We start from the raw sequence: 26,497 nt of genomic DNA, 5'->3' as shown, positions 1-26,497 counted from the left end.
GGGAACGCTCGTTGGATTTGAGGGGGGGGGGAGGATTAAGGCAATGCTGGAAAGGACTGCGATTTTCGTGGGAATAAAGGTAAGAATAGCAATCCTCAGTCTAAGTGTTTCTCTCTTTCCAACCATAAGCTTTGGGCAAGGTATTTTTTTTGCCGAAGATTTTGAGAATGCTAATCTCGCCACGAAGGGCTGGTATGACAACACCGCACAGACCTTCTCCTCGACTGAGCACGTAACAGGCAGTACACGGTCCTTGGAGTTTCATTGGTTGCCTGGAGCCACGAATCCCACCTCTGGTGGAGCGGTGCGTCATGCGTTTCCCGCTACAACCACGCTGTATGTGGGTTATTGGGTCAAGTACCAGAACGGGTATAAAGGGTCAGGTCGAACGTATCATCCGCATGAGATTTATATTCTCACCAATGCAGATGGCGCATATTCTGGACTCTCGTTCAATACGCTTGACTTTTACATCCAGCATATTGTGGGCGGTAACGGAATTGTGCCGCAGTTGGAGATCCAAGACGGCAAAATGGTTGATAAGGGCAAGATCGGCACCAGCCTCATTGGTGTGACGGAGAATCGGGCCGTGGCCGGCTGCAACGGAAACGGGAACTCGGGAGGGGTGACGGTTAATGGGGTGTTCGGCGGGACAGACTGCTATCCCGTTGGTGGTGGAACATACTGGAACTCGTATATGTGGAACTCTCCGACCGTAAGGCTAGTCGCAGGAAGCTGGCACCATGTCGAAGTGTATGCGCAGATGAACAGTATTTCGGGCGGGATTGGGCAGAACGATGGTATCTTGCGCTATTGGCTGGACGACAAGTTAGTCATTGATCAATCCAGCGTAATTATGCGGACGGGGGCAAATCCATCCCTCGCGTTCAATCAGCTTGTACTTTCTCCATATATAGGTGATGGTTCACCAATCGATCAGACATTTTGGGTTGATGATTTAACCGTTGCAACGAGCAGAATCGGCGGTGGTGTCCCTCCTCCGGCACCTACAAATTTAAGGATACAATAGTGCTCATTTTTCAATGAACGAAATAGGGCATCGAAAAGAATTGTGAGTGCGGCAAATAAGGTGGCATCCGTGATAGTCCCTCGGCTGACCACCAAGCTCTGTACGGGTAGAACGCTAGAATCGGCGCTAAGAGCTATCTCTCAACTGGTGGGCTTCCTATAGGTGACGAAACCTGCACATCGTCGTCTCATCGGGCATGGGCTCGTTGCCCAGATCAATGCCCACAAACTGGCGTATCGCGCGCGGGTCGTACGGTGTTCCTCCACAACCCCGGGTCATCAGGGCTTGCATTGAGAGCATTGGACTGGCGAGTATACGGGTAACCATGTTTGAACCTATCTCAAAATGATTGTGTTAATAAAAAGGTTTCTATAATGCGCCTGCATGTTGCGTCTGCGTGACGATCAATGAGAACGGATTCGGGAGCATTGCCCCTAGCCGGGATTATTCATGACGGTGGCCACTGATCGTGTTCATGGCGATCGGAAGGATCAGGAGAGGAGTCCGGCCGTGCGGGAGGGGGGCGATTGGGAGTTTCAGAAGGGTGAGAAGGCCTGGCACCACACGACCATCAAGGACCGACTCTGGAATCGGGCGCGTTCGGACAGACCCCGCCGTTCTCCGTCTGTGAAGATGCAGGTTGTGACACGGCATGATTCCGCGTTAGCCGGGTGTGGCGCCGACCGCGATGGCGACGCGGCGCCAGGTCTCGCCCCACGGCGAGAATTGGGGCAGATGCAGGACCAGCCGACGGACGGATCGTTCCACCCACACCGCCAACTTCAGCAGTCGTTCGCGCAAGGTGGACACCTGCGCGCTGGCGCAGGCGGTGCCGTGCGCCTGACGGCGCAACTCCTGGAGCAACACGTACGCGGCGGCTGTGAGCAGGACCCGGAATTGATTGGCCCAGAACTGCGAACAACTCGTCCGGCCCAACGCGAGCCCGTCATGCAACTCCTTGAGCCGATTCTCCATGTCGCCGCGCTGACGGTAGAGCGTATACACGGTGGCGGGCGTCTCACGCAGATTGGTCACCACGAAGCGGGGATTGCATGTGGGATCCCGTCCGGGCACCCGGACGACCTCCGCCTTGATGATCACCCGCCGTCGGTTTGCCCAACTCCGAGCCGCGTAGCCAGTCTCCCCGTAGACGTGCTCCGTGCGGCCACTGTATTTGGACAAGCCATAGGCCTCACCCAAGAGCCGTCCGGCGCGCCGCACCAGCCGCGCATTACTCGCCAGCCCCACCACATACTCGACCCGCTGCGTCTCCAAACAGTCGAGCCATGCGTGTCCGGCGAAGCCGCCATCGACACGCACCCGCAGCGCCGCGCCGGGGAATGCGTGCCGCAACTGCCGCAGCAGTGTGCGCAGCAGACCACGGGCGCCTCGCGTCGCTGGACTGTTGCCGGGCCGAAGCACAATGGCCACCAGATACTGCTCGGCTTCGTCGTTGAAGGTCAGCGTGGCGACCAGCGGCAGATAGCACCAGGTGTCGTAATGCCCGTTGAAGAACGTGAACGCTTGTTGCCCATGGGTGGGATTGTCAGTCGGGTCGAGGTCAATGGTGATGCGCTGGACCCGTCCCTTCAACCGCGCTCGGTGGTGGGCAATCACCGTCGTCGCCAGGGTCCGGCCCATCCGGGCCAACGTCCAGGGGCTCACGGCGTTCTCAAACCGCGAGCGCGTCGGCTGCGAGGCCAGGGCCGAGCCGGTGACCGGATCCCGCCCCACGGCGAGTTTGTGCCGCGGATCGTTCGCCAGCCGGCCCGCGTCGTTCGCGTCCTCGTAGCCACAAGCCAGGCCGAAGATCCGTTGCCGCAGCAGATCCCGCACCGAGTGCCGAATCTTGTCGGGATCCCGGCGGTCGACCAGATAGGCGGCCAGTTGGTCGGTCATGTGGAGCCGGTCATCCACCGCCTTGAGCAACACGGCTCCGCCATCCGTGCTGGCGTGGCTCTGGTCAAACTGGGCCACCACCGGCTTCAGTTTGTCATGGAATTCAAACGTGACTTGAGCTATACAGTCTGTCGCCATCGGGTCTCCTCTCCACGGTGTGTAGAAGCGCCTGAACACCGCTCCTATAGCACAGTTCGGAGCCTCGATGGCTTTTTTGTGTCACGTGTCGTGAATTATCCGGGCTAGGAACACATCCTGGAAGGTGGTCCCGGTCGCAAGCCGGTATCGGCGCGAGCCATCTTGGAGGGTGTCTTGTGGATTCTGAATACCGGCGCACAGTGGCACATGCTCCCGCAGTGCTGTCCCAACTACAAGACGGTCCATCGTCGGTTTCAACAGTGGTGCGAACGAGAGGTGTTGCGCGCGATTCTCACACAGCCGGCGAATACGCTCCGGGAGGGAGGAGCGATTGACGAGCGCGAGGCTTTCATCGATGCGACGTTTGCCTCGGCCAAGGGCGGAGGCGATGACATCGGGAAAACCCGCCGGGGCAAAGGCGTCAAAATCCTCGCGTTTGTGGATCGGCATGGGCTCCCGCTCTCGGTGAGCACGCATGCGGCCAATCATCATGAGGTCAAGTTGGTTCAACTCAGTTTCAACTGCTACATGCTGGAGGCCAAACCCGAGTATCCCATTGGGGATCGGGCCTACGACAGTGATGGGCTCGATGACGACCTCACACAGGATAGCGTCAACATGCTTGCGCCCCACCGGTCCACGCGGAAGCTCAAGACGCAAGATGGCTGCCACTTGCGTAGCGCTGGCTTGTCGAACGGTTTTTGCGTGGCTCCAATGGAAACGGCGGCTCCTGATTCGTTGGGAATACTACGCCACCAACTTTCTGGGTTTTGTGCAGCTCGCGTCCATCACCATGCTCCTGAAGCAATTTTGAGATAGGTTCTAGGTTCCGTTGACATTCATTTTATCCAGAGCATGGAAGCCGCAAGATAGATGAGGCTTGCGAAGTTGCGGGCGCGTTTGGCGTAACGGGTGGCGATGACGCGGTAGTGCTTGAGCTTACTGAAGAAGCACTCGATACGGTCGCGTTCGGCATACAAGGCGAAGTCGGGTTCGCGCGGGTCTTTGACGCAGGAGCGCGGCGGGATGACGGCTTTCGCGCCGGTCAGTTCAACAGTGTCGACGATCTTTTTACTGTCGTATCCCTTGTCTGCGATGATGTTCTGCAAGGGAAAGCCTGCCGGCAACGGCTCGACCTGCGTATAGTCCGATGCCTGTCCCGGCGTCAGAATGAAGCGCAGGGGATTGTCCGGGCCGTCGACGGCAGCATGTAGTTTCGTGGTCAGGCCGCCTTTCGAGCGGCGATGAACTTCCGTCTCTTGAGTCCCCCTGTTGCACCAGCGGAGTGCTGGTGCGCGGACGATGGTGGAGTCGATCATTACGTATTCAAAGTCCTGGTCGCCGGACAAGGCATGGAACACTCGTTCCCACACGCCTGCCTTTGACCAGCGGTTGTATCGCTGGAACACACTGTTCCATTCACTGAACGTCTCCGGAATCTCCCGCCAGTGCTCCCCTGTCCGCCCAATCGACAGCACGGCATTCACGAACAGCCGGTTGTCCTTACCTGTCCGTCCCGATCGCTCTTTTTCTCAGGCAGCAAGTCCTTGCTTTGATCTCATTGATCGTTTCGAAGCTCGCGTCTCGCCACTTAAAACTCTCTCCCCTGGGCTTTGAACAGTGAATCACAGATCGCGGACGGGGGGGAAAGCCCCAACGTCAACAGAGCCTAGTCATGTTGCCGAAAGATGAATCGAGGAGGGACAGACCCATGTCGGACCCATTGCACGAGATGCCCTATCAAACCGTTTCAGAGCCTGCCATCGATCGCACGATGCTGGATCGAACTATCCTCTGGCCCAGCCCCGATGTACAAACCGCAAGTATGGCGGACGAGACGGTGCTGTTGAATCTCAGCAGCGGACGCTACTACACATTGAACCGATTGGGCAGTGTCATTTGGGAGCACTGTACCGGTCACAACACCATCAGCGACATTCATGCGAGCCTGTGCAACCGCTTTGAGGTTGCATCCGAGCAGGCGCTGTACGATCTTATTGCCCTGATCGATCAACTAGTTCAGGAGGGGCTTCTTCAACAAGGAAGGAAGTAAATAAACCCGGATTCCGCAGTTGAAATCGAAGGTATGTTCATAAACGACGATCAACCCGAATGAATTTCCGTACAACCACTGAGACCGTTTTCACCAAGTTCAACCGCATCGCAGTTCAAAATTGACAACTTAAGACATTGACTATCAAGATGTTTTGGGAAGGGGTTTTTAGCCTGCATCGTCTACTGCAGAATCCGGGATAAATATGAATGAAAGGAATGAGGGGCGTGTCCAGTCAGCGCTCGTTAGACACGAGTTGCTGCCGGATATCCCCTCATGTCGTTCCTGGTTTCGACGCAACGAGCTGACCAGGGCGAGGACGAGCAGTAGGGCTCCTCAGGATCAGCCTGCCTTCTCTGCCTGTGTTAGGAGGGGTAATGAATACCGACGAGGGTGAGGCTGCAGACGAGGACCGGGATGGAATCGCCTAGGACAACGTATCTGTTTTCCCTCTACGGCACGCCAATGAGATATGTTACGGAGTCGCCTCAGTTGGCTGCACCAGTGAATGAATTACTGAGGCATTTCCGGCAGGACTCGATCGAGGAGTCAGCCGCGCTCAGCTTGTATTTCCACGCAGTGCAGGCTCGATCGGAGATTCTGCTGGCACTGTCTTCATCTGCGCGTCAATTGTCCGCCGGAACGGGTGCAGGGGATGAGGATCGGTGGAAGACCGGGTTGCCCTACGAGGTCATTCAGGACGAGGGGCGCTTGATTGCAGACTTTCCTGACGTCGGGGTGCTGGTGATGGATGGTGTGCAGGGCCGGACTGACGGTTATCTGATCAAGCCTGAAACCATGCATACGAACTTGATCGAATATCTGTTTCACCGCGCCTTGAGCGAACTCCTACGATACCGGGGACTCTATACGATCCATGCGACTGCAGTGGAGAAACATGGCCATGGGGTCTTGATCCCAGGGAATAGCGGCCGCGGTAAGACGACGTGTTCTATCTCTCTGCTCCGCTCGGGCTACCGGTATCTGTCGGATGATCATCCGTGGATTCGAGATGCCGGGACGCATGTGGAAGTACTCCCGTTTCCCATCGAGATTAGCGTGACCGAAACGACGATCGCTTTTTTCCAGGAACTCCTCGATGCTCCTGATCATGTCCTTCAGTCCGGTTCGCCAAAGCGGTCTTTTCATGCCGAGAATCTGTATCCGAACTCGTTGGGCGACTGCTGTCAGCCTGCCGTGGTGCTGTTCCCCCATATGGTCGATGCCCCGCACAGTCACCTCGAGCTTCTTCCTAAGAGTCGAGCCATGGAACTTCTCCTTCCACAGGCGCTATTGGTTTATGATCCGGAGGTCGCCAGGCGGGAGTTTAAAGTCTTAGCGAAGTTGGTTCAGCAGGTGGACTGCTACCGGTTGCATTTCGGCCAGGATATCCTCGACTTGCCGAAGCTGATCACGCCGCTGCTTGTGCAAAAAGGATCATGACGAACAGGCAGTTCTCATTACGGCAGGAATCCGAGCTCCTGGTCTGGTGCGCCCGTACGGTCGTGACAGACGAGCTCAAGACACGTATCAGGCAAAGAGTGCAAGGGCCGCTTGACTGGTCGGTTGTCCTTGATCTGGCTTGGTATCATGGCGTCGGTCCTCTGTTGCATCGAAATCTATCCGAGCTTTGTTCTGACCTCGTGCCCGCCGAATCGTTGACCGAGCTACGTCAGAGGACGCAAGCCGGTGCATTGCGCAACCGGATGCTTGCGCAGGAGCTCGTCGTCTTGTGCGAAGCGCTGGAGGCGCATGGAGTGCCGGTTATACCTATCAAAGGGGCGACTCTGGCAGCTTCGGTCTATGGTGATCTGACCCTTCGAGAGTTTAGCGACACGGATCTGCTTGTTCCAGAAGGCGCCATTACAGAAGCGCAGGCTATGTTGCTGACATTGGGTTATGAAAGGGAAGGTCCTTCATCTGATTCTGGCGAGGCGGACCACAGGGGAGGGCCTCACCATGTGTTCATCAAACAGCGGACGCACTTTCGCGTTGATCTCCAGTGGGTAATGGCACAGCAATACTTTATGTTTCGGTTGGATCGGTCAGAGTTCTGGCAGCGTCGAACAGCTGTATCGCTTGCGAACAAGACGGTACCAGGACTGGCGCCGGAAGCTCTGTTGATAATTCTGTGTGTCCATGGGTCGAAGCATGGGTGGGAAGCGCTCAAATGGGTGTGTGATGTCGCCCAGTTACTTCGAGCGCACAACCGACTGGACTGGGATTGGATTTTCTCGATTTCATCGATGTGGCGTTGCCGACGTCTGGTGTGTATGGGGTTGTCACTCGCGCACCTGTTGTTGGATGCCCCCCTGCCTAAGGCGGTTCTCGCACGGCTCTCGGCCGATTCAGCCGTGCGGATGTTGTCCGACCGCATGCCATCCACTCTGGTGGCAGATTATTATGCCGGAGTGGATGAGGGCCAGGTCGTTGCACTCTACTTCTCCTTAAAAGATTCCTGGTGGGACCGCTGGCGGTTTGGTCTGATGTTGTGTCGTGATCACCATCCTCTGGTCACCACTCCTCCACCCTGGTTTCCCTGGAGCACTTCCCTTCCACGTCTCGCTCGGATCGTTCTCCCTCTTCACCGAACTATAAGGAGTGTGTTTCCCTTCAAGATTTGGGGAGCTATCAATCGCTGGGTTGAGCATGATGGTTAGGCATCAAGATCACCGGGCCAGGTGTTCTTCGGGTTTGAGAACACAGATGCTGAATTGTCCGTGAGGTTTGCTCCACGGAAGCGACCATGATTCGACTCGTGAAAAAATATGAGATCGTGTTTCGCACAGGCTTGGTAGTGTTGTGGGTTCGTTTCTTGTTGCGGGTCAAGAGTTTGCCGCTGGTGCTAGATCGATTGACTCCTCGTTCGATGACGTGGAGGCCTGCTGCGGCCGAGATGGAGGATCTGGTCTATTACGTAGATCGCTGGCTTCAGTTGTTTCCCTATAGCAGAAAAGGGAATTGCTTCCCACGGTCCTTGGCTCTCTATTGGTTCGCCAGGCGATTGGGGTATTCAGTTCTCTTTCAATGTGGTGTGAGGAAGGACGGTTCACATCTCGATGGCCATGCGTGGCTCATGTTAAATCTCCGGCCCTTTTACGAAACAGGCCAGCATTGGCAACGTTACACGATCACCTTTTCGTATCCTCCGGATCATGTAGGCGGTGGAGAGCGGGACTCTACCATTCGGTGTCAGAGCAAGAGGACGGCAGTGTCCTGATGTGATCTTCATCACTTGCTCTGGTTGACCATGAATCTTATTCTGGATCGCATACGCCCCTTTCTCCTGACGCTTCGCCATGCCCTCCTGTTCGTTTGGCAGAGCAGTCCGAGTCTGGCTATCGGCAGTATCGTCGTACGGGTAGTCCAAGGCCTCCTCCCACTGGCGGTGCTGTATCTCACGAAACTGTTGATCGATGTCGTGACCGAAGGGAGTAAGATTCCGTCTGCCGAGGAATCGTTGAATCGGATGATCATGATTCTTATGGGGCTGGCGGGTGTTGCGATGGCCAATGCCATGCTCACCAGCATGGCCTCTCTGATTTCAACGATTCATGCGCAAGTCGTCACCGACCACATGCATGCGCTCCTTCAGGCAAAGTCCATCGAGGTCGATCTGGAGTACTATGAGGATGCGCGGTATCACGATACGCTCCATCGCGCACAGCAAGAAGCGCCTTATCAACCGACGGGGATTCTCAACGCCTTGCTTCAATTTGGACAAGACGCCATTTCATTGCTTGCCATGGCAGCCATACTCTGGTGGCTGCATTGGGCGGTGATTCCGGTCTTGCTGCTGGCAGCTTTCCCCTACTTCTTCGTCCGACTGCAACAATCTCACAGTCTGTTTGTCTGGGACTGCGAACGGACGCCGCTTGAACGGAAGGCCTGGTATGTCAATATGCTGCTGACACAAGCCACTGCAGCGAAAGAAATCCGGCTGTTCGACCTCGGTCCTCGGCTGCGGCAGTGGTTCCAGGAGGCACGATCGGTGCTGCGCCAGGAACGGATTGCGTTAGAGCGTCGCTGGGCCCTCGCGGGACTTGCCGCCCAGGTCATCGGCGTAGTTGGAGTGTTCGGGGTCTACAGTTTTGTGGCGTTCCGAACATTTCAGGGGCTGCTTACGGTGGGCGACCTCGTCATGTTTTTCCAGGCGGTGCAGCGAGCCTCCGGATTCCTGGAGAGTTTGGGATGGAGTGTGTCGAATCTCTACGAGAGCAATCTGTTCCTGACCACATTAAATGAGTTCTTGGGCATTCAGTCTCGTTTGCAGAATTCGGCATATCCCAAGCGGTTTCCCCAACCAATCACGCAGGGAATTGTGTTCGATCATGTGTCATTCCAATACTCACATGAAGAACGTGTGGCAATCCGGGACGTCACCTTTACGATCAGCCCAGGTGAGCATGTCGCATTCGTCGGAGCGAACGGGGCAGGGAAGACGACACTGGTGAAGATGCTATGTCGACTCTATGATCCATCGAGCGGTCGCATTACGATCGATGGTGAAGATCTTCGAGACTACCCGATTGCCGATGTCCGAGGCGCTGTCAGCGGGATCTTCCAGGACTTCATGAAGTTTCAGTTTTCGGTAAAAGAGAACATCGCTTTGGGGGTGAGATCTTCCGATGTCGATCTTTTCGCCGTCGTCCAGGCGGCCAAACAGGCTGGTGTTCATAAGGCCATTGAGCGCTTGCCCAAGGGGTACGAGTCAGTGCTCGGCAAGTTGTTCGACGGCGGGCATGAACTGAGCATCGGTGAATGGCAAAAGGTGGCGCTCGCGCGAGCCTTCCTCCGCGACTCGCAGATCCTCATTCTTGATGAGCCGACCAGCGCGATGGATGCCAAGGCTGAGGCGGAGCTGTTTAGCCGGTTTCATGAGTTGGCCAAAGGTCGCATCGCGATTTTGATCAGTCATCGCTTGTCCACCGTGAAAATGGTTGATCGAATTTGTGTGGTGGATGAAGGGCGGATTCTGGAAAGTGGCTCACATGAGGAGCTGATGCGTTGCCATGGCATCTATGCCGAGCTGTTCCGGATCCAATCACAGTACTACAAATAGTCGAGCGGCTCTATGTACGGCAGAGCCTTCGTCGCTAACGCGATGGTTGCATTGATTTCGGTTTGTGGTTGATTCGATTTATTTTGCAAGTGGTTACGGCGTCTCTGGGAGGGCTGGTTTTCGGATACTTTTCCGTACCTGAGATGTAATCCCAACATGATAATGTCCGCTTTGGCCAAGATAGCAATGTCCTCTTCGTTGCTAGACTGGCCGCTCTCACAAGGAGGGCGGGATGGTCGGAGAGGACAGGGTACTCATGAGTGGGAAGGAACTGCGGCGGGTCCATGTGATCCGCCAGGTGGTGGGGAAACAGATCACGCAGGTCAACGCGGGGGCGTTGTTGGGCCTGACGGCGCGGCAGGTGCGGCGCCTCCTGCGGCGGGTCGAGCAGGAGGGGGACGAGGGGCTGGTGCATCGGGTACGGGGCAAACCGTCGAACCGGCGGATTCCCGAGCAGAGAAAGGCGAAGGCATTGCAGCTGTACGAGGAGCGGTATGGCGATTTTGGGCCGACGTTGGCGGCGGAGAAACTGGCCGAGCACCACGGGATCACGCTCAGCGACGAGACCCTACGGCTGTGGCTACGGGCGCGCGGGATCGAGCATTTCCGGCGGCGGAAGCGCCCACACCGGGCCTGGCGGGCGCGGAAGACGCATGTCGGGGAGTTGGTGCAGCTGGATGGCTCCCATCATGATTGGTTGGAGGAGCGCGGCCCGCAGTGTGTCCTGATGGCGTACATCGATGATGCGAGCAGTCGCGTGTTTGCCCGGTTCTATGAGTACGAGGGTACGATCCCGGCGATGGACAGCTTTCAACGCTACGTGCGGCGCTATGGGTTGCCACTGGCACTCTATGCGGACAAGCATACGACGTATCAGTCGCCCGCCGAGCCGACGGTGAAGGAGCAACTGGCCGGCGTGGAACCGGCGAGTCAGTTTGGCCGAGCGTTGCGCGAGTTGGGCGTGGAGCTGATCGCGGCCCACTCCCCGCAAGCCAAGGGGCGAATGGAGCGGCTGTTTCAGACGTTTCAAGATCGACTGGTCAAAGAGCTGCGTTTGGCCGGGATCGCGACCGTGGAGGACACGAACCGCTTTGTGGAGCACTATCTGCCGGTCTACAACCGGCGGTTTGCCGTGCCGCCGGCTCAGGCGGCGGATCTGCATCGACCGACGCCACCGAATCGGACCTTGGACGGGAGCTTGTGCCTCAAGACCACCCGCTGCCTACGGAAGGACTTCACCATTGTGCATCAGGGGCAGCTCTATCAAATGCACGACACGGTCCGGGCTGCCCACGTCCTGGTGGAACACCGGCTCGATGGCACCCTGCGGCTCACGCACCAGGGGCGGGCGCTCGGCTTCCACGCGATCGCGGCGCGACCGGTGACGGTGGCGGAGGCCAAATCCCTGCCCCGCTCCCACCGCCCGGTCACGCCCAAACCGAACCATCCATGGCGCAAGCGGTGGCGGCAGGAACGAGGACCACACCCGGCAGCGGCCGGAACATAAACCGGACATTTCTATTTGGGCTTGACACTTTTCCGTACCTGAGATTGATATTCGAGCAAGATCAAGAGTACACTCCCCACTTAAGAGGTATGGCAATAAACGATAGTAATGATCTATAGAAGACTCTGTTTCTCATACTTGGATGGAGGGTAAAAATGAGACCTGTCAAAGAAGTGTATGTCCAGCCAGCCCTTACGAAGCATGGCCTGTTGCTTGATATCACCGCGGCCTTTTCTGGTAGGGGCGGTAGAAGAGAGCAGCGTATTATTAATCGCATCTGCCAAAGGCATCCCCATCTCCCGTTCTGCAGCTAGGGCGTGTCATCAATTAATTTTCTCGATTCACAGAGCCATCGTGTTGTGATTTACTCCGTCCCAGACCAAAGGAGGGGTCTGCGGATGGTGAGACGGTATGGATTGCGTGATGACCAATGGGAGAAGATCGAGCATCTGCTGCCTGGTCGTGAAGAGACGGTGGGCGTGACGGCGAAGGACAACCGGCTGTTTGTGGAAGCGGTGTTGTACCGGTATCGCGCGGGGATCCCGTGGCGGGATCTGCCGGAGCGGTTCGGAGATTTCCGAGTGATCCACACACGCCATACGCGCTGGAGTCGACGCGGCGTCTGGAAGCGGGTGTTTGAACGTCTTGCTGACGATCCTGACAACGAATACGCGATGATCGATTCCACCATCGTTCGTGCCCACCAGCACAGCGCTGGTGCAAAAGGGGGCACCACGCGCAGGAAGCCATCGGACGCAGCAAGGGTGGCCTGACCACCAAAATCCACGCCACCTGTGATGCGTTGGGTAACCCAACGGGGTTTCATCTCACCCCAGGGCAGGCGCATGACCTGGAGGGCGCCGATGTCTTGCTACCCGGCATTGACGCGGATACCATCATTGCCGATAAGGCCTTTGATGCCGATGAACGGGTGATCCAGCCGCTGCAACGAGCGGGCAAGGTCGTGGTCATTCCCCCCAAAGCCAACAGAACCACCCCCCGCGAATACGATCAAGACCTCTACCGAGCCCGGCATCTGATTGAGAACTTCTTCGCCAGACTCAAGCAATTCCGCGCCATCGCCACCCGCTACGACAAACGCGCCGCCAATTTCCTCGGTGCCATCTATCTCGCTGCTTCAATGACATGGCTTAATTGATGACACGCCCTAGTGCTTAATTGCGTAAGTTCACGATAGTGTTTCTGAGTTGAGAGCCTTGGACTTCTCTCGTGCGCCACACAAACGGTTTGGCGGTTGGTCCATAGGCGGCCACAAACGCTTCGATGGCCTGACGCAATTCCTCGATGTTCCGAAAGCTGGCCCCCCTGAGCGCCTTTCGCGCAAAGATCCCAACCCAGATTTCAACCTGGTTGAGCCAACTGGCTGACGTCGGTGTGAAATGGAACACGACATTGGGGTGTGCGGCCAACCACGGATCATTCCGTTTGTGAATGCAGTAATTGTCCAGGAGTACATGAATGTCTTTGCCCTCGGGCATCTCCGCCATCAGATGATCCATGAAGTCCAGAAACTCCAGGCGGCGCTTGTGCCGAGTGAGTTGCGTGTGGATCGCACCGGTCGCGACTTCCAGGGCAGCAACCAGATTCAACGTCCCGTGACGCGTGTAGGTGCGCTTGAACCCGCAGACGATTTTGCCATTGTCGGTCTCCACGTACCCGGTCGCCCGCTCCAACGCGTGGATGCTGGGCTTCTCATCGACGGATATGACCAGCGCCTTTCCCGGCGGATTCAAGTACAGCCCCACGATAGCGGCGGCCTTGGTGGAAAATTCCGGATCGGTGCTCACGCACCAACTCCGCTGCCGGCCTAGGCAGACGCCTTCCTTGCGCAGCACACGCCAGACCGCGTGCACGGAGGTTTTGAGATGCCGGGCCACTGCTGGACCGTCCCAGGCGGCTTGTCCCTTCGGCGGGGGTGCTTCCATCACCGCCAGCACCTGCTTGCGAAAGTCCGCGCCATACTGCCGCGGCTTACCCGAGCGCGGACGATCCGCCAGACCGGGCAATCCTTCGAGGTCGAACCGCCGCCGCCAATCGATCACCGTATTGGGGCGCACGCGCAAACTTCGCGCAATGTCGCTGACCGAGTGTCCTTGCACGCATTGCAGGTTGATCTTGGCTCGCTCCACCAGGCGGGCTTCCTGGGTGCGGCTCCGCGCCCACTCCTCCAACATCTTCCGGTCTGGCTCGGAACAATGCAACCTGGGTGGCGACTTGGGCATGGTCGGCCTCCTTGCCCAAGACGGTACGCCTTATCGATTACTTATGCAACTAAGCACTAGAACTGCGTAGTCGCTGGTCAGTTCAGTATGAATAGATCAGCGCAACACTATTCGGATGGCCACCGTGGCCCGGTCAACGGCGGGTACCCTTGATACCGTGGGTCCGCCAGCAGTCTGCCGCGGGGGCTTTCGGCACTGTGCTAGGCTCGGAAAAGTGGACGCCTTCAACCTACAATGAGAGGTCTGGAGGTGTGAGATGGAACAGGTGCCGCGACAGCAGTATACAAAGGAATTCAGGGAGCAGGCAGTGCGGCTGGTCCTGGAACAGCCGTTGACGATTCCGGAGGCCGCCAGACGCCTGAGCATGTCGGGCAGGACGCTCGAGGGCTGGGTGTGTCGAGCTCGGCAGGGCCAGCTCGCGACGCTGGGCGAGAGCCGACGGCCCGTGACGGAGCTGGAGGCCGAGGTGTCTCGGCTCAAGCGCGATCTCGCTGAAGCGCGGATGGAGCGGGACATCCTAAAAAAAGCCACCGCGTACGTTGCGAAGGCGCAGCTGCCCGGTACGCGCTCATGAGGACGCTGCGTCTCCACTACCCGCTGAGTCTGTTGTGTCGAGTGCTGGAGGTATCCCGAAGCGGCTACTATGCCTGGCAGCATCGGCGGCCGTCGAAACGCGCCCAGGAGAATGTGCGGCTAGAAGTGGCGATCCAAGCTGCCCATGTGCGCACCCGGCACACGTATGGCCCGGAGCGCCTCCAGGCGGAATTGCGTGCGGACGGCTTCCCCGCCGGGATTGGGCGCATCAAGCGGCTACGCAAGAAACTGAGCCTCCGTTGCAAGCAGGTGCGCCGGTTCACGACCACGACGGATTCGAAGCACGCGCTGCCGGTGGCGGAGAATGTCTTGGCCCAAACGTTTGTCGCCACGCGCCCGAACGAGACCTGGGTCACCGATATCACATATATCCCCACGGCAGAAGGGTGGTTGTATGTGGCGGGGATCAAAGATCTGTATACCTGTGAGGTAGTCGGGCATGCGATGGAGGGCCGCATGACGACGGACTTGGTAAGGCAGGCGCTGGTCATGGCACTGGGGGCGAAACGTCCGCGCCCGGGACTGATCCACCACTCCGATCGTGGCTCGCAGTATTGTGCCCAGGACTATCAGGATCAGCTGCGGCAGTTCGGCCTGATCCCGTCCATGAGTCGGAAGGGGAACTGCTATGACAACGCCCCGATGGAGAGTTTCTGGGGGACGCTGAAGAATGAACTGGTGCATCATCGTCGCTACGAAACCCGTGAGCAGGCTCGGCGCGAGATCACGGAGTATATCGAGCTATTCTCTAACCGGCAGCGGCGACATTCTCGACTCGGGAATTGCTCGCCCGCGGCATTTGCCCAGCAGTGGGCCCGTCAGCAGTCGGCGGCGTGAGGCTGCGACTCATGGCGTCCACTCTTGACAACCGGGGTCAGGGGCAGCACGAAAGCGCGGGTAAACGTCTGAGTGGCACGCCCCGCAAAGGCAACCACTGCCTGCGCAGTACGCTGACGGAAGCCGCGTTGGCCGCAATTCGGAGTCAAAGACAGTCGGCTCGCCGCGCTACCTGGGCATCATGCGGCATCGGGGACACAAGAAAGCCGTGGTGGCGGTCGCGCATACGCTCTTGGTGATCGTCTATCACACGCTCAAGGACCGAGTGCCCTACCACGAGGTGGGCGCCGCCTACCTCGATCAACGGGATCGGGAGCAGACCATTCGCCGGCACGTCAAGCAGTGGGAGCGGCTGGGGCATCGCGTCATCCTGCAACCAGCTGCGTAAGTGTGGTGGCATGTTCAGAACAGGGTATAGGGTATGATGGCGACCTTGACGGTCATCGACGAAAGGGGTAGGTTGATGAAGCGGCCAAAGTTTTCTAATGAGCAGATGTGCTTTTCCCCAGATTCAACCACGACGCACTTGACGTCCGGCTACTGAAAAGTATTTATTACCACTATGGCTAAGTATGGGCTACTGCGAAATCCAGGATTAGGGGTCGGTCGGGCCTGTTTGCTCGTCTGCTGTCTGGTGTTCCTCTCACTTGCTGGCTGTGGAGCTGATGATGAACAAACGACCCCTGCTGGAACGACAGTCAATTTGGTCTGGGACCCTGTCAATGATCCAAATCTAATAGGCTATTCCATTCATTATGGGAAACAATCTCCCAACCAGCCTGGCTCGTGCGCATACGACTACCTAACAAGCACCTCGTCTCCTCAAGGAACTGTGACTGGCTTAGATCCAGGATCGACCTACTATTTTGCGGTGAGCGCTTATAACGGGGCTGTAAGTGTTTGCTCAAACGAGGTCCAGGCTCAACTATAGAACACCGATTGAGTTCACCTCTGTCATTTCTGCTTTCCCATCTCAAGTTGCTCTTGGTCACATCATCGGTGTAATCGCAGAATGCCAGGTCCCCTTGTGTTGGGATAGCAATATCCTCTTTCCTGATAACCCATCGGTCTTCACGGAAGGCGCTGACGACCTAGGGATGTGCCATCTCTCACAATTGTTCCCGTTTATGGAGTAGGTATGGCTTCCTGCCTGGGGCAGACACTGGTGATCAGTCAATACTCTTACTCACCTCGTTGGAGGGGGTGCTCTCGCCAGCACTGTTATACGCAGTGACGGCGAAATAGTACACTCGGCCCACGGTTAAACTGTCCACGGTCGATGATGTGACAGTGCCGACGTCAATGGTCCGTGTATAGAGACGGGGTGCCTCTCCAACGTAGACTTTATACCCGCTAACCGGGGTACCAGTGACCGCGTCCCACGTGAGGGTGGCTGTGGCCTTCGTGGGTGGAGGCGGCGGGGGGGCGGGCGACAAAATCAACGTCACAGGGACGTTCTTTGTGTACCAGGTACCCACCTTGATCGTGATGGTTCCATTGTAAGTCCCTGCTCCAAGTCCGCTGGTGTTGACAGTGACCATGATTGTCGCACTTGTTGTCATGGAGGTTGTGGTCGGCGACACTGTCAGCCAAGCAGCATTGTCTGAGGCCGTGAGGGTCGCTTGTTTAGACTGGGTTCTTCTGACAGTTAATGTTTGGTTCGGTGGGTTTGTCGCACCTTGGACAGCGTAAAATGTCAGAGTTTTCGGACTCGTGGAAGCAGCCAAGCACTCAGAAGCGAGTCCCAGACAGATCAACGCCATAATCCCAACCTGCCAGAACAAAGTTACGGCCAAGGGGTTTTCGTTACTGCGAGGCCGTACCGTTCGGTGGGTATGTTCTATAAAGAGGTGCCTCATCAGTGTCCTACCTTTCCTCGGTGAGAGATGCTGCACTAAGGAGTTTCCCTCTTAGGATTCAGCCGGTGGCGTTACTGCCGTGATCTCATTCGAGCAGAGACTTTCCGACTCGTTGAACGCACGGATAGCGAACAAATATTGTGTGTTGGGTTCGAGTCCCGTGACTGTAACTGGTGGAGCCTGGGCGGTTTGGCTTTCCCCGTCAGAACATGAACTTGGTTCTTCTGAACTGGACTCTTCTGAACTCGGTTCTTCTGATGGTTGCTTTCGATAATAAATGTTGTAACCAGCCACGGTCATATCTGGAGGCTGAGCCCAGGTTACATGCGCGGTAACTCCTGTTGAGGTCGAAGTCATGGTAATCGTGGGACCTTCTTCTCCGTCAGAATCTGCAGAATCTGTCGCCTTGGAACCGGTGGCTTGATCTGAGTTCAATCCTGCTGCACCGTCAGTGGGCGCAGAAAGGCTAGAAATTATCGGTTCTCCCGCTCCATCCTTTGTGCAGCCAGCCAATGACAGAAGGAGGAGAACCAGAAGTGTCGGAAGGGCCCTCGGGATGTTCGATTGCCAAGAGACAGAGCTGGCTAAAGGTCTGAGCAGCAACAGAAGAATCACTCCTACTACTGAATAAGCATAGGATCGTAATGATAATAAGCTGCGCCTACTGGTGATCAGCGAAAGACAGAGGGAATCGCCATAAACATCGTCTTCCTAATAAAATATTACGGTCAGCAAGAGTAATGCCAGGAGAAGACTGATGAACCAGACGGATGTTTAAAGACTTAGAGAGGGTAGTCGGAACTCGAAAGTGTGGAATGCGAAGGCATCAACCTTTAAAAAGATCAAAAAGGAACAAGAAACCGCAGTAGAAGGGCCATCCTCCAAGAAAGAGGGTGGCCCTTCGTTTTTTACGAGCAGTCTGTATGGTGGTTCCCTAAAATCGAGTCACGTGGCTCGGATTGCAGGGAAGTACTTCGTGGGATCATTGAACCTAAAAACGGCAGTGGATGCTCACGTTCACGCATAGGGTACGGAATTGAGTGGTTTTTCAACTGCTCCGCAGTTCACCAATAGGGTGAATTCGTTAATGGCATCAAATGGTTGGATAATGCGGCGATCGCTCGTTTACCAGTACCTCAACTGCCGTTTATAGGTTGAATCGTCTTGCTGACCTCGTTAGATGGGGCACTCTCGCCGGCACTATTGTACGCCGTGACGGCGAAATAGTACATCCTGCCGACGGTCAAACTGTTCACGGTCGATGTTGTGGCGTTACCGACATTAATGGTTCGTGTATAGCGGTGGGGCGCTTCTCCGACGTACACTTTATAGCCGTTGACCGAAGTGCCGGTGCTCGTGTTCCACGTGAGGGTGGCTGTAGACGTCGCAGGTGGGGGTGACGAAGGGGGTGAGGAGGTGGCGGGCGAGACAATCAACGTCACAGGGACACTTTGAGTGAACCAGGTGCCCTCCTTGACCGTGATGGTTGCTCTGTATGTCCCCGCTGCACGCCCGCTGATACTGACGGCAACCGCGAGAGTCGCACGTGTGGTCTCAGATTGGCTGGTGGGTGACACTGTCAGCCACGTAGCATTGTCTGAGGCCGTGAGCGTAGCCTTGTAAGTAGGGGTTTTGGTGAAGATTAGTGTCTGCTTCGGTGGGTTTGTCGCACCCTGCACAGCATAGTAGGTCAGCGAGCTCGGACGAACAGTGTGGGACGCCAAGCACTCAGAAGAGAGCCCCAGGCAAAGGAATGCCGTGATGCCGATTACGTGCCAGAACCAGCGTGTGGCCGAAGCCGTACGATGAGACCGAGCCGTTTGTTTAATGTGCGCCATTATTAAGGAGTGTTGCATCAGTGTCATGTGGCCTTTCTTCGATGATGGACGTTTCACTACGGATGTTCGTCTGTAACAGCCCTGTATAAGTCGCAGTCGATTCAGTTGAGATGGTTTAATGGATCACCAACCCGCTGCAACGGAATGATGCATTACAGGATGCTGTGTACGATGTGGCGTGAAAAAGTTCAGTTTCTCGCATGCCTCAACCCCTTTTGTCGCTGGAGAAGGAGGCTGGATCAGGTAGTCTCCTTCACACAAGAGATGTGTACTTTTAAGATTGAGCTGAAGGCGTCATCGCCGTGATCTCATTCGAGCAGAGACTCTCCGACTCGTTGAACGCACGAATAGCGAAAGAATATCGAGTGTTGGGTTCCAGTCCGGTAATCGTTGCGGCCGGAGCCTCGACGGTCTGGCTTTCCCCGGAAGAACATGAGCTTTGTTCTTCTAAACTGGGCTCTTCTGAAACAGATGCTTCTGAACTGGACTCTTCTGAAGCGGATTCCTCTGAACTTGGTTCTACCGATGGTTGCTGTCGGTAATAAATATTGTAACCAGCCACGTTCATATTTGGGGGGGGAACCCAAGTCACATGCGCGGTCACTCCCGTTGGAGACGAGGTCATAGTGATCGTAGGGTCTTCTTCTCCGTCAGAATCTGCCAGTGCGGAATGATGAGCTTGATCAGAATCCGATTCTGCTGTAGCGTCCGTTGGCGTAGAAAGGCTAGAAACCATCGGCCCTCTTCCTCCATCATCTGCACAACCAGCCACTGACATAAGGAGGAGAACCAGAAGTGTCGTGAGGACCATCGAGATGTTCGATTGCCAAGAGACAGAGCCAGCCAAAGGTCTGAGCAGCAACATAAGAATCACTCCTAGTAGGTGAATAGGTACAAGCAAGTAATGGTGTTAAGATGCCCACACTGGTGATCAGCGGGGGACAGAGAGAATCACCACAATGCTCGTCTTTCTGTGAAAAAACTGTCAGCAAGAGTAATGCCGAGGGAAGGCTAATGAGCGAAACGGATTTTTAGAGACTTAGCAGGCTGCGGAAAAACCCTCCATTTATTCTTCGAGAGCCTCAGGACGAACCGAGTGGTCATTGAATATACTCAGGTTTTTCGTTTGTGCTGAGCTTGTCGAAGCACACAAATCGAGTTTTTCCGCAGCCTGTTAGAGAAGGTAATCGATGTTCCAAACTGTAGAAGGTGAAGGGTGCAACCTTCATAAAGACTGGGAAGGGACAAGAAAATCCAGAATGGTTACTCAGAGTTTCTTATTGCCTGATCCCAGAGACTAGGGAATTGACGAAGCGAAAATCTGTAGTGCGCTCTGGCATGAAACTCTTCGAGTTGAGTGTCGCGCCTGGAATCGAGGTTCGATCCTATACAGGTCAAGTTGGCCACTCGTGGTTATGTCATGACATCCGGTGCTGAACGATCCGGTGCGTCTCCGCGACACATCTCGCCTGCGAGAGATTGAAAAAAACCTATCTATGCTGCATCGGCTCCCGTAGGATTCATATGGTCGCAGCAACAAATTGTTTCAGCATATAAGGCTGGAGATCGATTATACAGATCGTCATTCATTGTGGAGAGATAGTGTGTTGATGGAAGTACGGCGGGTACATGCTACGGCCTGTTCATCTATGGTTCTTCTGTTGCTGATTGCTTCGCCCCCTCCGAGCTGGGGGCTAGACCCGAACCCTCAAGTACGGCCGCGCCTGGAATTGTCCATAAGACCCTGGCTGTTTACGGCGGGCGAAACACAATGGAGTCAAAATGCATCTGGGCTCGACCCTCGACTCGGTGACCCTACCTCTCAGCTGACTTACAAAGACAACGATACCCAGCTTGTCGGGCTTGGAGCGAACGTGCATGTGACTCGACGATTGTCGTTACAGGGAGAGTTCGCCTTTTCCGTGGACTTTGATCGCGGCTCGTTGATCGATGATGATTATCTCGCAGGACAGCGGTTGTTCTCGCGCACAAGCAGCGACATCACCGGGAAGGGAACCTGGTATGTTCAGGCGAATGCGGGGTACCGCGCAGTCGAATTTCCAGACGGCCGCGGACATTTCGATGTACTGGCAGGGTTTCAGTATTGGAGCACGACGTACGAGGCAACCGGGTTTAGTCGAATTGTTTGCGATTCGTCGGTCATTGGTTGCAATCCCCCTACGTCCAGCTTTCCTGCGATCAAGAATACGACCCAGTGGATTACGCCGCTCCATGTTGGGGGACAACTTGAGTATCGAGTCATGCAGCGAGTCACCGCAAATTTCAGGTTCACATTTTCGCCGGTCAGCATCGTCTTCAACGAGGATATCCATTATCAACGAAGGGATTTGCAGCAGGACCCGAGCTTTTCGATGTGGGGCCTCGGATTAGGTGCGAGTGCCGAGCCCTCAATAAGTATCAAGCTGACCCGTCGGCTTTCGCTCACAGGTGGGTATCGCGTCATGTGGAACAGGACCTATTATGGCAGATGGGAAGGTTATCCCATCGGGAGCGAGCCGGTGACCGCTCCTCTCACTGAGCTTCAAACTCTCCGCCACGGTGTCATCGTCGGACTGACCGGCTCTTTTTAAACCCTTGAAAAAGGGAGTCTATCGTCTTGGACGTCCGGTCGGTAGGGTTTCTTCTTCATACTCAAGGAAAAGGCGTTTGGTCTCTGGGTGAAGGTGGTTTGGGTGACCGTAGGGGATTCCCAAAGTCCTAAACAGCGGCGTCAATTTGCCGTTTGGATGCAGATAACCGGCTCTGAGGGGTACGGTGCGCTTGCTGTGACGCACGAGCCGGCAGACAGTGGATCGGATTGAGGTCAGCCAATCGGCGATGTCCTGCGGATTGCCGATCGAGGCAGAGAGCAACAGTAATCTGGCCTGTGAAGGACAGAAGATAATGGTTTCTTCCCACACCACCCCTCGTTCAGGGTCTGCGAGATATTGTGACTCGTCCAAAATGACAAGCCCCAGCGTGTCTAACCGCACATCGATTTCTCCGCCGGCGGCATCGTAGAGCAGGTTTCGCAGGATTTCCGTCGTCATGATGAGCAACGGCGCCTGCCCGTTTTCCTGGCGATCTCCGGTAAGAATGCCGACTGTATCGGGACCGAAGATTCGAGAAAACTCCGTATACTTCGTGTTGGACAATGCTTTGAGCGGCGACGTGTAAATGACCGTGCGATTGTCCTCCATGGCTCGGCGGGCAGCTTCAACGGCCACATACGTCTTTCCGCTGCCGGTGGGGACGCTGATGACGACGTCGGCTTCATTCAGAGCGGACAAAGCCTCGTTCTGCCATGGGTCCGGGACAAATGGTTGCGGAGAAGGAACGCCGAGGCCTTCCAGCCAGGCCGATAGTGAGATGGCGGTTTCAGCGGAGTCCGGGTCTGTTCCGCGTGGCGATGCCTTCTTGGGAGCGATCGCTGGAGCATGATGGATGTGGGCCGATTCGGACTCTAGCTGAGAGTGTCGTTCGCCGATCAAGGTCTGTAGATCGGATTCGAAGCCGGTACGATTCTGGCTTGAATGCTGAAGAAGCAGCTCGATCAGTCGCCTCTTGCCGGCACGAAAGTGCCGATGGACGCGTCCACGGGCCAGGCGATGCAAGAGTGCCACGGGTTGCTGTGCAAGCAGTTGTTCAAGCTCGTCGGTAGTCATAACTAAGCCACGTTGTCGCGAGACCGGCGGGACTCGCGCGAAACGCGAGACGGCCATGTCCCGCATTTCACGCCTGTCGCGCTTTTCTCGCGCCCTTTCACGGTAGTTCCTCCAACACCCCGCGTCGGATCAACGTGATCGCTTGCGAAGCGGATTCGGCGAGGCCGGGATGCGTAGATTTTAAGGCCTGCACCTGCGACAGAAACTCCAAGGTTCTAGCCAGTAATCTGTAGATATCGCCTTCCGCCATCGTGGTCAGTCGACAGAGTCCGATCCATGTGAGGGCGGGATCGCTGATCCAACGCTCAACCAACGCCGCCACATCGGCGCGTAGGAGGGGAGGGTCTTCGTAGGGCGATAAACTTTCCGCCAATTTTCGAACCTGTCCGAGCAGGGAACTCAGCCCAGGACTGATGCGAGGAAACGCCCCGGGACGATCATCATCGTGTGCCAAACTGGCCAAGACGCCGGCGAGGAGGGACGGGTCTGCCCCGGTAAAGGCTTCGGCGCGGATCAGTTCGGTAATCAGCAGCGAATGATCGATGCGGATCAGCCTTGCCCATTCGCCTTCGATCGTCAATTGTGTCGCCGAGGTGAGATACCCGAATTTCTGCAGCACTTCTACCAGCTCTCGAAAGCGGTGCCACAAACTGGTCCGGAGCGCTTGGATGGATTTCATATGGCGCTGTTGTTCCTGGCGAAGTCGCGATGCCGTCGCGAAGTCTTTCTGGCAGGTTGGTCGCGAAGGACAAGTCGGGCAGGGGAAGTCACCTAACGATTGAACGATGGCATCAGGCAGAGGTTCGATGCCGAGAGATACGAGTATTGGAAGCTCGGGCACATGCGACGGCAGTTCTTCTAATTGATGGCTGAGTCGATCGAACGTGTCGGTCGAACACCAGGGATAGGTCGGGGTCTCCGCGCAGTCGTACGTGCGATCGTAGACTTCTTTCACGCTGGTGACAGGGCATTCGGTGACGGCGCTGTCCGGTCGTAAGACGGTGAGCATGGAATTCTTTTGGCCCTTGCTCCGATATTGCCGGAGCACAATCCCGCGACCTCTGCCGAGTCCTACGACACGGCCCGGCGTCAGGAACGGCAACCGAGCCGAGATTTCCGGCGATTCTGATCGGTGCGTCTGATGCCGCATATGGCGGTGTCTTCGTGCATGGTCGAAGGTGTGCCATTGGGTGATCCAGTCCGTGCAGACGCGAGGACCGAACGGTTCCATCTGCACATGGAGTGCGTCTAGTTTTTGCTCGAGAAGTTCAGCGCGCTGATTCAGTTGAAATTGAGCGAAACTCTTGGCCAAGATTCCTTGAATCTGCTCATGGGGATGGGCCTTCAAGAGGTTCAAGACCATCGGGTAGCTGATTGTAAACTGACTGTTGATGGCCTCCGGCTGTCCGGTCAACCCTTTGGTCAGCACCGCTAGATCGATATACGGAGAAGGAGTCACGATCGCAAACCCCACGTGATCTTTTCCGCGGCGGCCGGCTCGACCGGCGATTTGCTGGACTTCGCCGATGGTCAGGTCGGTGAAGTCACGGGACTTGCGAATGCTCGATTGGGTAATCACGACCGTGCGGGCAGGAAAATCGACGCCCGCCGCTAAGGTTGTCGTTGCAAATACCGCATCGAGATGACCTTGTCGCATCAGTTCCTCGATCGCGATTTTCCAAGAAGGCAGATGTCCGGCATGATGGGCGGCAATCCCGATCCGCCGCACGAGAGGAATCAACGGATGCTCGGCAATGCTGGGGTGTTGAACCGTGATCCGTTCAAGAGCGACGGCGATCGCTTCTTGTCGTGCCGGCGGGAGTACGAGATCGACATGGTCAAAGGTCTCCATGGCTTCGTCGCAGGCCCGGCGTGAGGTGAGAAACACGATGACCGGCGTGAGATGTTTGTGACGGAGCGCAGTGATGAGATCAACCGGATGGATCGACGGCGGCATGCAGTTTCATTCCCTTTGAGATCACGACGAGCCCCGAGTCGGTGACGGTGAACCGTTGCACATCGGCCTCCGGGTTGTAGCCGATTTCAGTATGAGGAGGGATCGTCACATCCTTATCGATGATGGCGCGCCTGATACGGCTATGCTCCCCGATCGTCACGTTTTCCATGAGAATGGATTCCCGGACGTCGGCGTGATCCTGGACGCGCACGTTCGGGGAAAGCACGGAGTTCTGGACGCGAGCTCCCGAGACGATACATCCGCCGCAGACGATTGAGTCGAGAGCGACGCCCATCCGGCCTCCTTGATAGTCCTGCGCGAACACGAACTTAGCCGGGGGGAACTGGCCTTGGTACGTGCGAATCGGCCACTCGGAGTCGTAGAAGTTAAATTGTGGGTCGACGGCCACCAGGTCCATATTCGCTTCCCAATAGGCATCGAGCGTTCCGATGTCGCGCCAATACTGGACGGCCTTTCTATTCGCATCTTGAAATTTGAACGCATAGACACGCCCTTGCTTGATCATCCGCGGAATGATGTTTTTCCCGAAGTCATGCGCACTGTCCTCTCGTGCATCGGCGATGAGATGTTCCCGGATCGCCTTGGTACGGAATAGGTAGATACCCATTGAGCCGAAGGCATGGGCTGGGTCATTGGGTAGCGGAATGGGATGCGCCGGTTTTTCATCGAAGCGAGTAATCCGGTAGTCTTTATCCACCGCGATGACTCCGAAGCGAGTGGCTTCCTGGACGGGAATGTCGATGGCGCCGACGACCGCATCCGCGCTCTTGGCGATGAGCCAGTGGTACATCTCCGCATAGTTCATCTTGTAAATGTGATCGCCGGCGAGGATCAGCAGGAACTCCGACTGTTCGTCGTCGATCAAGAACAGGTTCTGATACACGGCGTCGGCGGTGCCACGATACCAATCTTCGTTGATGCGCTGTTGAGGCGGGACGGAAGCGATATATTCGCCGAGTTCAGCGTTGAGAATATTCCAGCCGCTCCGGATGTGGCGATCGAGGGAGTGCGACTTATATTGAATGAGAACGACGATCCTACGGAGTCCTGAGTTCAGACAATTGCTTAGAGTAAAATCGATGATACGATACTTGCCGCCGAAGGGAACCGCCGGCTTCGCACGTTGGTCCGTCAGCGGGAAGAGTCGCTCGCCTTTGCCGCCTGCTAAGACCATGGTGAAAATGTTCTTCACGCGCCGGATTGTAGCAGGACCCGTAGGAAATAGAAAGGAAGCGGAATCGTTGACTTCCAGTTTCATGCGGATAATACTAGGCCCGGACCTGGTCGACGGGTTGAAAAGAGTCTGAGGTAAAGGAGTCAGCATGAAGCGCGACGTCGTTGTCACCGGGCTACTTCGAAGCACCAACCGACGAGCGGCGAAGCTTTCGGTGAAGCCCTCCGCCGATCCCTTGAACGACATGACAGGGCGTCTGGAGAGATTGGAAGGGCAGATGCAGAAACTGTCCGAACTTGTTCGGGATCATGCTGAAGATATGGATCGGCTGGTCAGGATTGTGGCGGAAAACAGCGACATTATCCGTCGACAGTTGCTCCGCAAACATCACGAGAAAGTGCGCGTCAGGAAGCATCTCCGTGAAACGGACGCCAAGGTCGGCGTGGACCGCTGATCGCGGAACACGAGGTTCCGCTGGCTTCAGCTCCTCCTGCTGGACTTCGTCAGCCTCGTGAAATCAGGGCTGTTGCAAACACAATCCATTCCACAGCAATGAGTTGCTAGGCCCTCCAGGGAACCGCGGTTCTTTCCCGCATAATCCGCAGAGACCGCATATGGCG

At 56.2% G+C, this 26,497-nt stretch carries 21 protein-coding genes and 2 pseudogenes; 13 read left to right on the top strand and 10 right to left on the bottom strand.

All coding sequences use genetic code 11. The features are described from left to right. Positions 1–43: 43 nt before the first annotated feature. Positions 44–1,030 (top strand): hypothetical protein, encoded by a 987-nt coding sequence (locus P0119_06005; protein ID MDF0665614.1) that lies wholly within the window; start codon positions 44–46, stop codon positions 1,028–1,030. 159 nt (positions 1,031–1,189) lie between these two features. Here the strand turns inward: P0119_06005 and P0119_06000 are convergent. Both P0119_06000 and P0119_05995 read right to left on the bottom strand, forming a co-directional pair. Beyond that, positions 1,190–1,282 (bottom strand): annotated as a pseudogene (locus P0119_06000) (transposase). A gap of 411 nt (positions 1,283–1,693) precedes the next feature. Then, on the bottom strand, positions 1,694–3,067 hold the full coding sequence (locus tag P0119_05995) for an IS1380 family transposase (protein ID MDF0665613.1): 1,374 nt from the start codon (positions 3,065–3,067) through the stop codon (positions 1,694–1,696). 174 nt (positions 3,068–3,241) lie between these two features. On the opposite strand from P0119_05995, the gene P0119_05990 reads away from it, so the two are divergent. After that, entirely contained in the window at positions 3,242–3,886 is a 645-nt protein-coding gene (locus P0119_05990; GenBank protein MDF0665612.1) for a transposase, read from the top strand. 20 nt (positions 3,887–3,906) lie between these two features. Here P0119_05990 and P0119_05985 read toward each other — a convergent pair. Then, positions 3,907–4,581 (bottom strand): annotated as a pseudogene (locus P0119_05985) (IS5 family transposase). 197 nt (positions 4,582–4,778) lie between these two features. On the opposite strand from P0119_05985, the gene P0119_05980 reads away from it, so the two are divergent. The 7 genes from P0119_05980 (at position 4,779) to P0119_05950 (ending at position 12,848) form a co-directional block, all read left to right on the top strand. Next, positions 4,779–5,120, top strand: coding sequence for a PqqD family protein (locus P0119_05980; GenBank protein MDF0665611.1), 342 nt, complete (start codon positions 4,779–4,781; stop codon positions 5,118–5,120). A gap of 417 nt (positions 5,121–5,537) precedes the next feature. Next, positions 5,538–6,563 carry a hypothetical protein gene (locus P0119_05975; protein ID MDF0665610.1) on the top strand — a complete coding sequence of 342 codons (1,026 nt, stop codon included), beginning with the start codon at positions 5,538–5,540 and terminating at the stop codon, positions 6,561–6,563. Continuing rightward, positions 6,560–7,780 (top strand): nucleotidyltransferase family protein, encoded by a 1,221-nt coding sequence (locus P0119_05970; GenBank protein MDF0665609.1) that lies wholly within the window; start codon positions 6,560–6,562, stop codon positions 7,778–7,780. Before P0119_05975 ends, P0119_05970 begins: the two co-directional genes overlap by 4 nt. A gap of 86 nt (positions 7,781–7,866) precedes the next feature. Continuing rightward, on the top strand, positions 7,867–8,340 hold the full coding sequence (locus P0119_05965; protein ID MDF0665608.1) for a lasso peptide biosynthesis B2 protein: 474 nt from the start codon (positions 7,867–7,869) through the stop codon (positions 8,338–8,340). Between the two features lie 30 nt (positions 8,341–8,370). Next, complete coding sequence (locus P0119_05960; GenBank protein MDF0665607.1) at positions 8,371–10,182, top strand: ABC transporter ATP-binding protein; 1,812 nt, start codon at positions 8,371–8,373, stop codon at positions 10,180–10,182. 232 nt (positions 10,183–10,414) lie between these two features. Continuing rightward, positions 10,415–11,689: an ISNCY family transposase gene (locus P0119_05955; protein MDF0665606.1), complete on the top strand. Its 1,275-nt coding sequence runs from the start codon at positions 10,415–10,417 to the stop codon at positions 11,687–11,689. Positions 11,690–12,090: 401 nt separating this feature from the next. After that, a protein-coding gene (locus tag P0119_05950; GenBank protein ID MDF0665605.1) for an IS5 family transposase occupies positions 12,091–12,848 on the top strand; the annotation gives its coding sequence in 2 pieces (ribosomal slippage) (positions 12,091–12,423 and positions 12,426–12,848; 756 coding nt in all). Between the two features lie 16 nt (positions 12,849–12,864). On the opposite strand, the gene P0119_05945 is transcribed toward P0119_05950, so the two are convergent. Further along, positions 12,865–13,932 (bottom strand): IS630 family transposase, encoded by a 1,068-nt coding sequence (locus tag P0119_05945; protein ID MDF0665604.1) that lies wholly within the window; start codon positions 13,930–13,932, stop codon positions 12,865–12,867. Positions 13,933–14,188: 256 nt separating this feature from the next. Here P0119_05945 and P0119_05940 point away from each other — a divergent pair. Both P0119_05940 and P0119_05935 read left to right on the top strand, forming a co-directional pair. Next, positions 14,189–15,363, top strand: a protein-coding gene (locus P0119_05940; protein MDF0665603.1) for an IS3 family transposase whose coding sequence is annotated in 2 segments (ribosomal slippage) — positions 14,189–14,465 and positions 14,465–15,363 — 1,176 coding nt in all. Because the reading frame shifts where the segments join, the coding sequence is not laid out codon by codon here. A 181-nt stretch (positions 15,364–15,544) separates the two neighbouring features. Continuing rightward, on the top strand, positions 15,545–15,751 hold the full coding sequence (locus P0119_05935; protein ID MDF0665602.1) for a hypothetical protein: 207 nt from the start codon (positions 15,545–15,547) through the stop codon (positions 15,749–15,751). Between the two features lie 781 nt (positions 15,752–16,532). On the opposite strand, the gene P0119_05930 is transcribed toward P0119_05935, so the two are convergent. The 3 genes from P0119_05930 to P0119_05920 all read right to left on the bottom strand — a co-directional run bounded on the left by P0119_05930 (position 16,533) and on the right by P0119_05920 (position 19,925). Beyond that, entirely contained in the window at positions 16,533–16,904 is a 372-nt protein-coding gene (locus P0119_05930) for a fibronectin type III domain-containing protein (GenBank protein MDF0665601.1), read from the bottom strand. A gap of 1,454 nt (positions 16,905–18,358) precedes the next feature. Next, on the bottom strand, positions 18,359–18,799 hold the full coding sequence (locus P0119_05925; GenBank protein MDF0665600.1) for a fibronectin type III domain-containing protein: 441 nt from the start codon (positions 18,797–18,799) through the stop codon (positions 18,359–18,361). Positions 18,800–19,334: 535 nt separating this feature from the next. Continuing rightward, positions 19,335–19,925: a fibronectin type III domain-containing protein gene (locus P0119_05920; protein MDF0665599.1), complete on the bottom strand. Its 591-nt coding sequence runs from the start codon at positions 19,923–19,925 to the stop codon at positions 19,335–19,337. Between the two features lie 745 nt (positions 19,926–20,670). Here P0119_05920 and P0119_05915 point away from each other — a divergent pair. Beyond that, positions 20,671–21,651, top strand: a complete 981-nt coding sequence (locus P0119_05915) for an omptin family outer membrane protease (protein ID MDF0665598.1) — start codon at positions 20,671–20,673, stop codon at positions 21,649–21,651. A gap of 18 nt (positions 21,652–21,669) precedes the next feature. Here P0119_05915 and P0119_05910 read toward each other — a convergent pair whose 3' ends face one another. The 3 genes from P0119_05910 to glgC form a co-directional block, all read right to left on the bottom strand. Beyond that, on the bottom strand, positions 21,670–22,725 hold the full coding sequence (locus P0119_05910) for a DEAD/DEAH box helicase (GenBank protein ID MDF0665597.1): 1,056 nt from the start codon (positions 22,723–22,725) through the stop codon (positions 21,670–21,672). Positions 22,726–22,822: 97 nt separating this feature from the next. Then, positions 22,823–24,682 (bottom strand): helicase-related protein, encoded by a 1,860-nt coding sequence (locus P0119_05905; GenBank protein MDF0665596.1) that lies wholly within the window; start codon positions 24,680–24,682, stop codon positions 22,823–22,825. Further along, positions 24,657–25,895: a glucose-1-phosphate adenylyltransferase gene (gene glgC, locus P0119_05900; GenBank protein ID MDF0665595.1), complete on the bottom strand. Its 1,239-nt coding sequence runs from the start codon at positions 25,893–25,895 to the stop codon at positions 24,657–24,659. Before glgC ends, P0119_05905 begins: the two co-directional genes overlap by 26 nt. A gap of 130 nt (positions 25,896–26,025) precedes the next feature. Here glgC and P0119_05895 point away from each other — a divergent pair, with 130 nt between their 5' ends. Next, positions 26,026–26,331, top strand: a complete 306-nt coding sequence (locus P0119_05895; GenBank protein ID MDF0665594.1) for a hypothetical protein — start codon at positions 26,026–26,028, stop codon at positions 26,329–26,331. Positions 26,332–26,497: the final 166 nt, after the last annotated feature.

Source organism: Nitrospira sp. (genome assembly GCA_029194665.1).
Taxonomy (GTDB): domain Bacteria; phylum Nitrospirota; class Nitrospiria; order Nitrospirales; family Nitrospiraceae; genus Nitrospira_D.
This window is presented reverse-complemented; position numbering and strand designations above follow the sequence as displayed.

Excerpts from the sequence above, each read along its gene's own strand:
- P0119_05930 (MDF0665601.1), bottom strand. The coding sequence starts at position 16,904 with ATGGTCACTGTCAACACCAGCGGACTTGGAGCAGGGACTTACAATGGA.
- P0119_05970 (MDF0665609.1), top strand. The coding sequence starts at position 6,560 with ATGACGAACAGGCAGTTCTCATTACGGCAGGAATCCGAGCTCCTGGTC.
- P0119_05995 (MDF0665613.1), bottom strand. The coding sequence starts at position 3,067 with ATGGCGACAGACTGTATAGCTCAAGTCACGTTTGAATTCCATGACAAA.
- P0119_05895 (MDF0665594.1), top strand. The coding sequence starts at position 26,026 with ATGAAGCGCGACGTCGTTGTCACCGGGCTACTTCGAAGCACCAACCGA.
- P0119_05920 (MDF0665599.1), bottom strand. The coding sequence starts at position 19,925 with ATGTTGCTGCTCAGACCTTTGGCTGGCTCTGTCTCTTGGCAATCGAAC.
- P0119_05955 (MDF0665606.1), top strand. The coding sequence starts at position 10,415 with ATGGTCGGAGAGGACAGGGTACTCATGAGTGGGAAGGAACTGCGGCGG.
- P0119_05915 (MDF0665598.1), top strand. The coding sequence starts at position 20,671 with ATGGAAGTACGGCGGGTACATGCTACGGCCTGTTCATCTATGGTTCTT.
- P0119_05905 (MDF0665596.1), bottom strand. The coding sequence starts at position 24,682 with ATGCCGCCGTCGATCCATCCGGTTGATCTCATCACTGCGCTCCGTCAC.
- P0119_05935 (MDF0665602.1), top strand. The coding sequence starts at position 15,545 with ATGCGGCATCGGGGACACAAGAAAGCCGTGGTGGCGGTCGCGCATACG.
- P0119_06005 (MDF0665614.1), top strand. The coding sequence starts at position 44 with ATGCTGGAAAGGACTGCGATTTTCGTGGGAATAAAGGTAAGAATAGCA.
- P0119_05975 (MDF0665610.1), top strand. The coding sequence starts at position 5,538 with ATGGAATCGCCTAGGACAACGTATCTGTTTTCCCTCTACGGCACGCCA.
- P0119_05910 (MDF0665597.1), bottom strand. The coding sequence starts at position 22,725 with ATGACTACCGACGAGCTTGAACAACTGCTTGCACAGCAACCCGTGGCA.
- P0119_05945 (MDF0665604.1), bottom strand. The coding sequence starts at position 13,932 with ATGCCCAAGTCGCCACCCAGGTTGCATTGTTCCGAGCCAGACCGGAAG.
- P0119_05960 (MDF0665607.1), top strand. The coding sequence starts at position 8,371 with ATGAATCTTATTCTGGATCGCATACGCCCCTTTCTCCTGACGCTTCGC.
- P0119_05980 (MDF0665611.1), top strand. The coding sequence starts at position 4,779 with ATGTCGGACCCATTGCACGAGATGCCCTATCAAACCGTTTCAGAGCCT.
- P0119_05965 (MDF0665608.1), top strand. The coding sequence starts at position 7,867 with ATGATTCGACTCGTGAAAAAATATGAGATCGTGTTTCGCACAGGCTTG.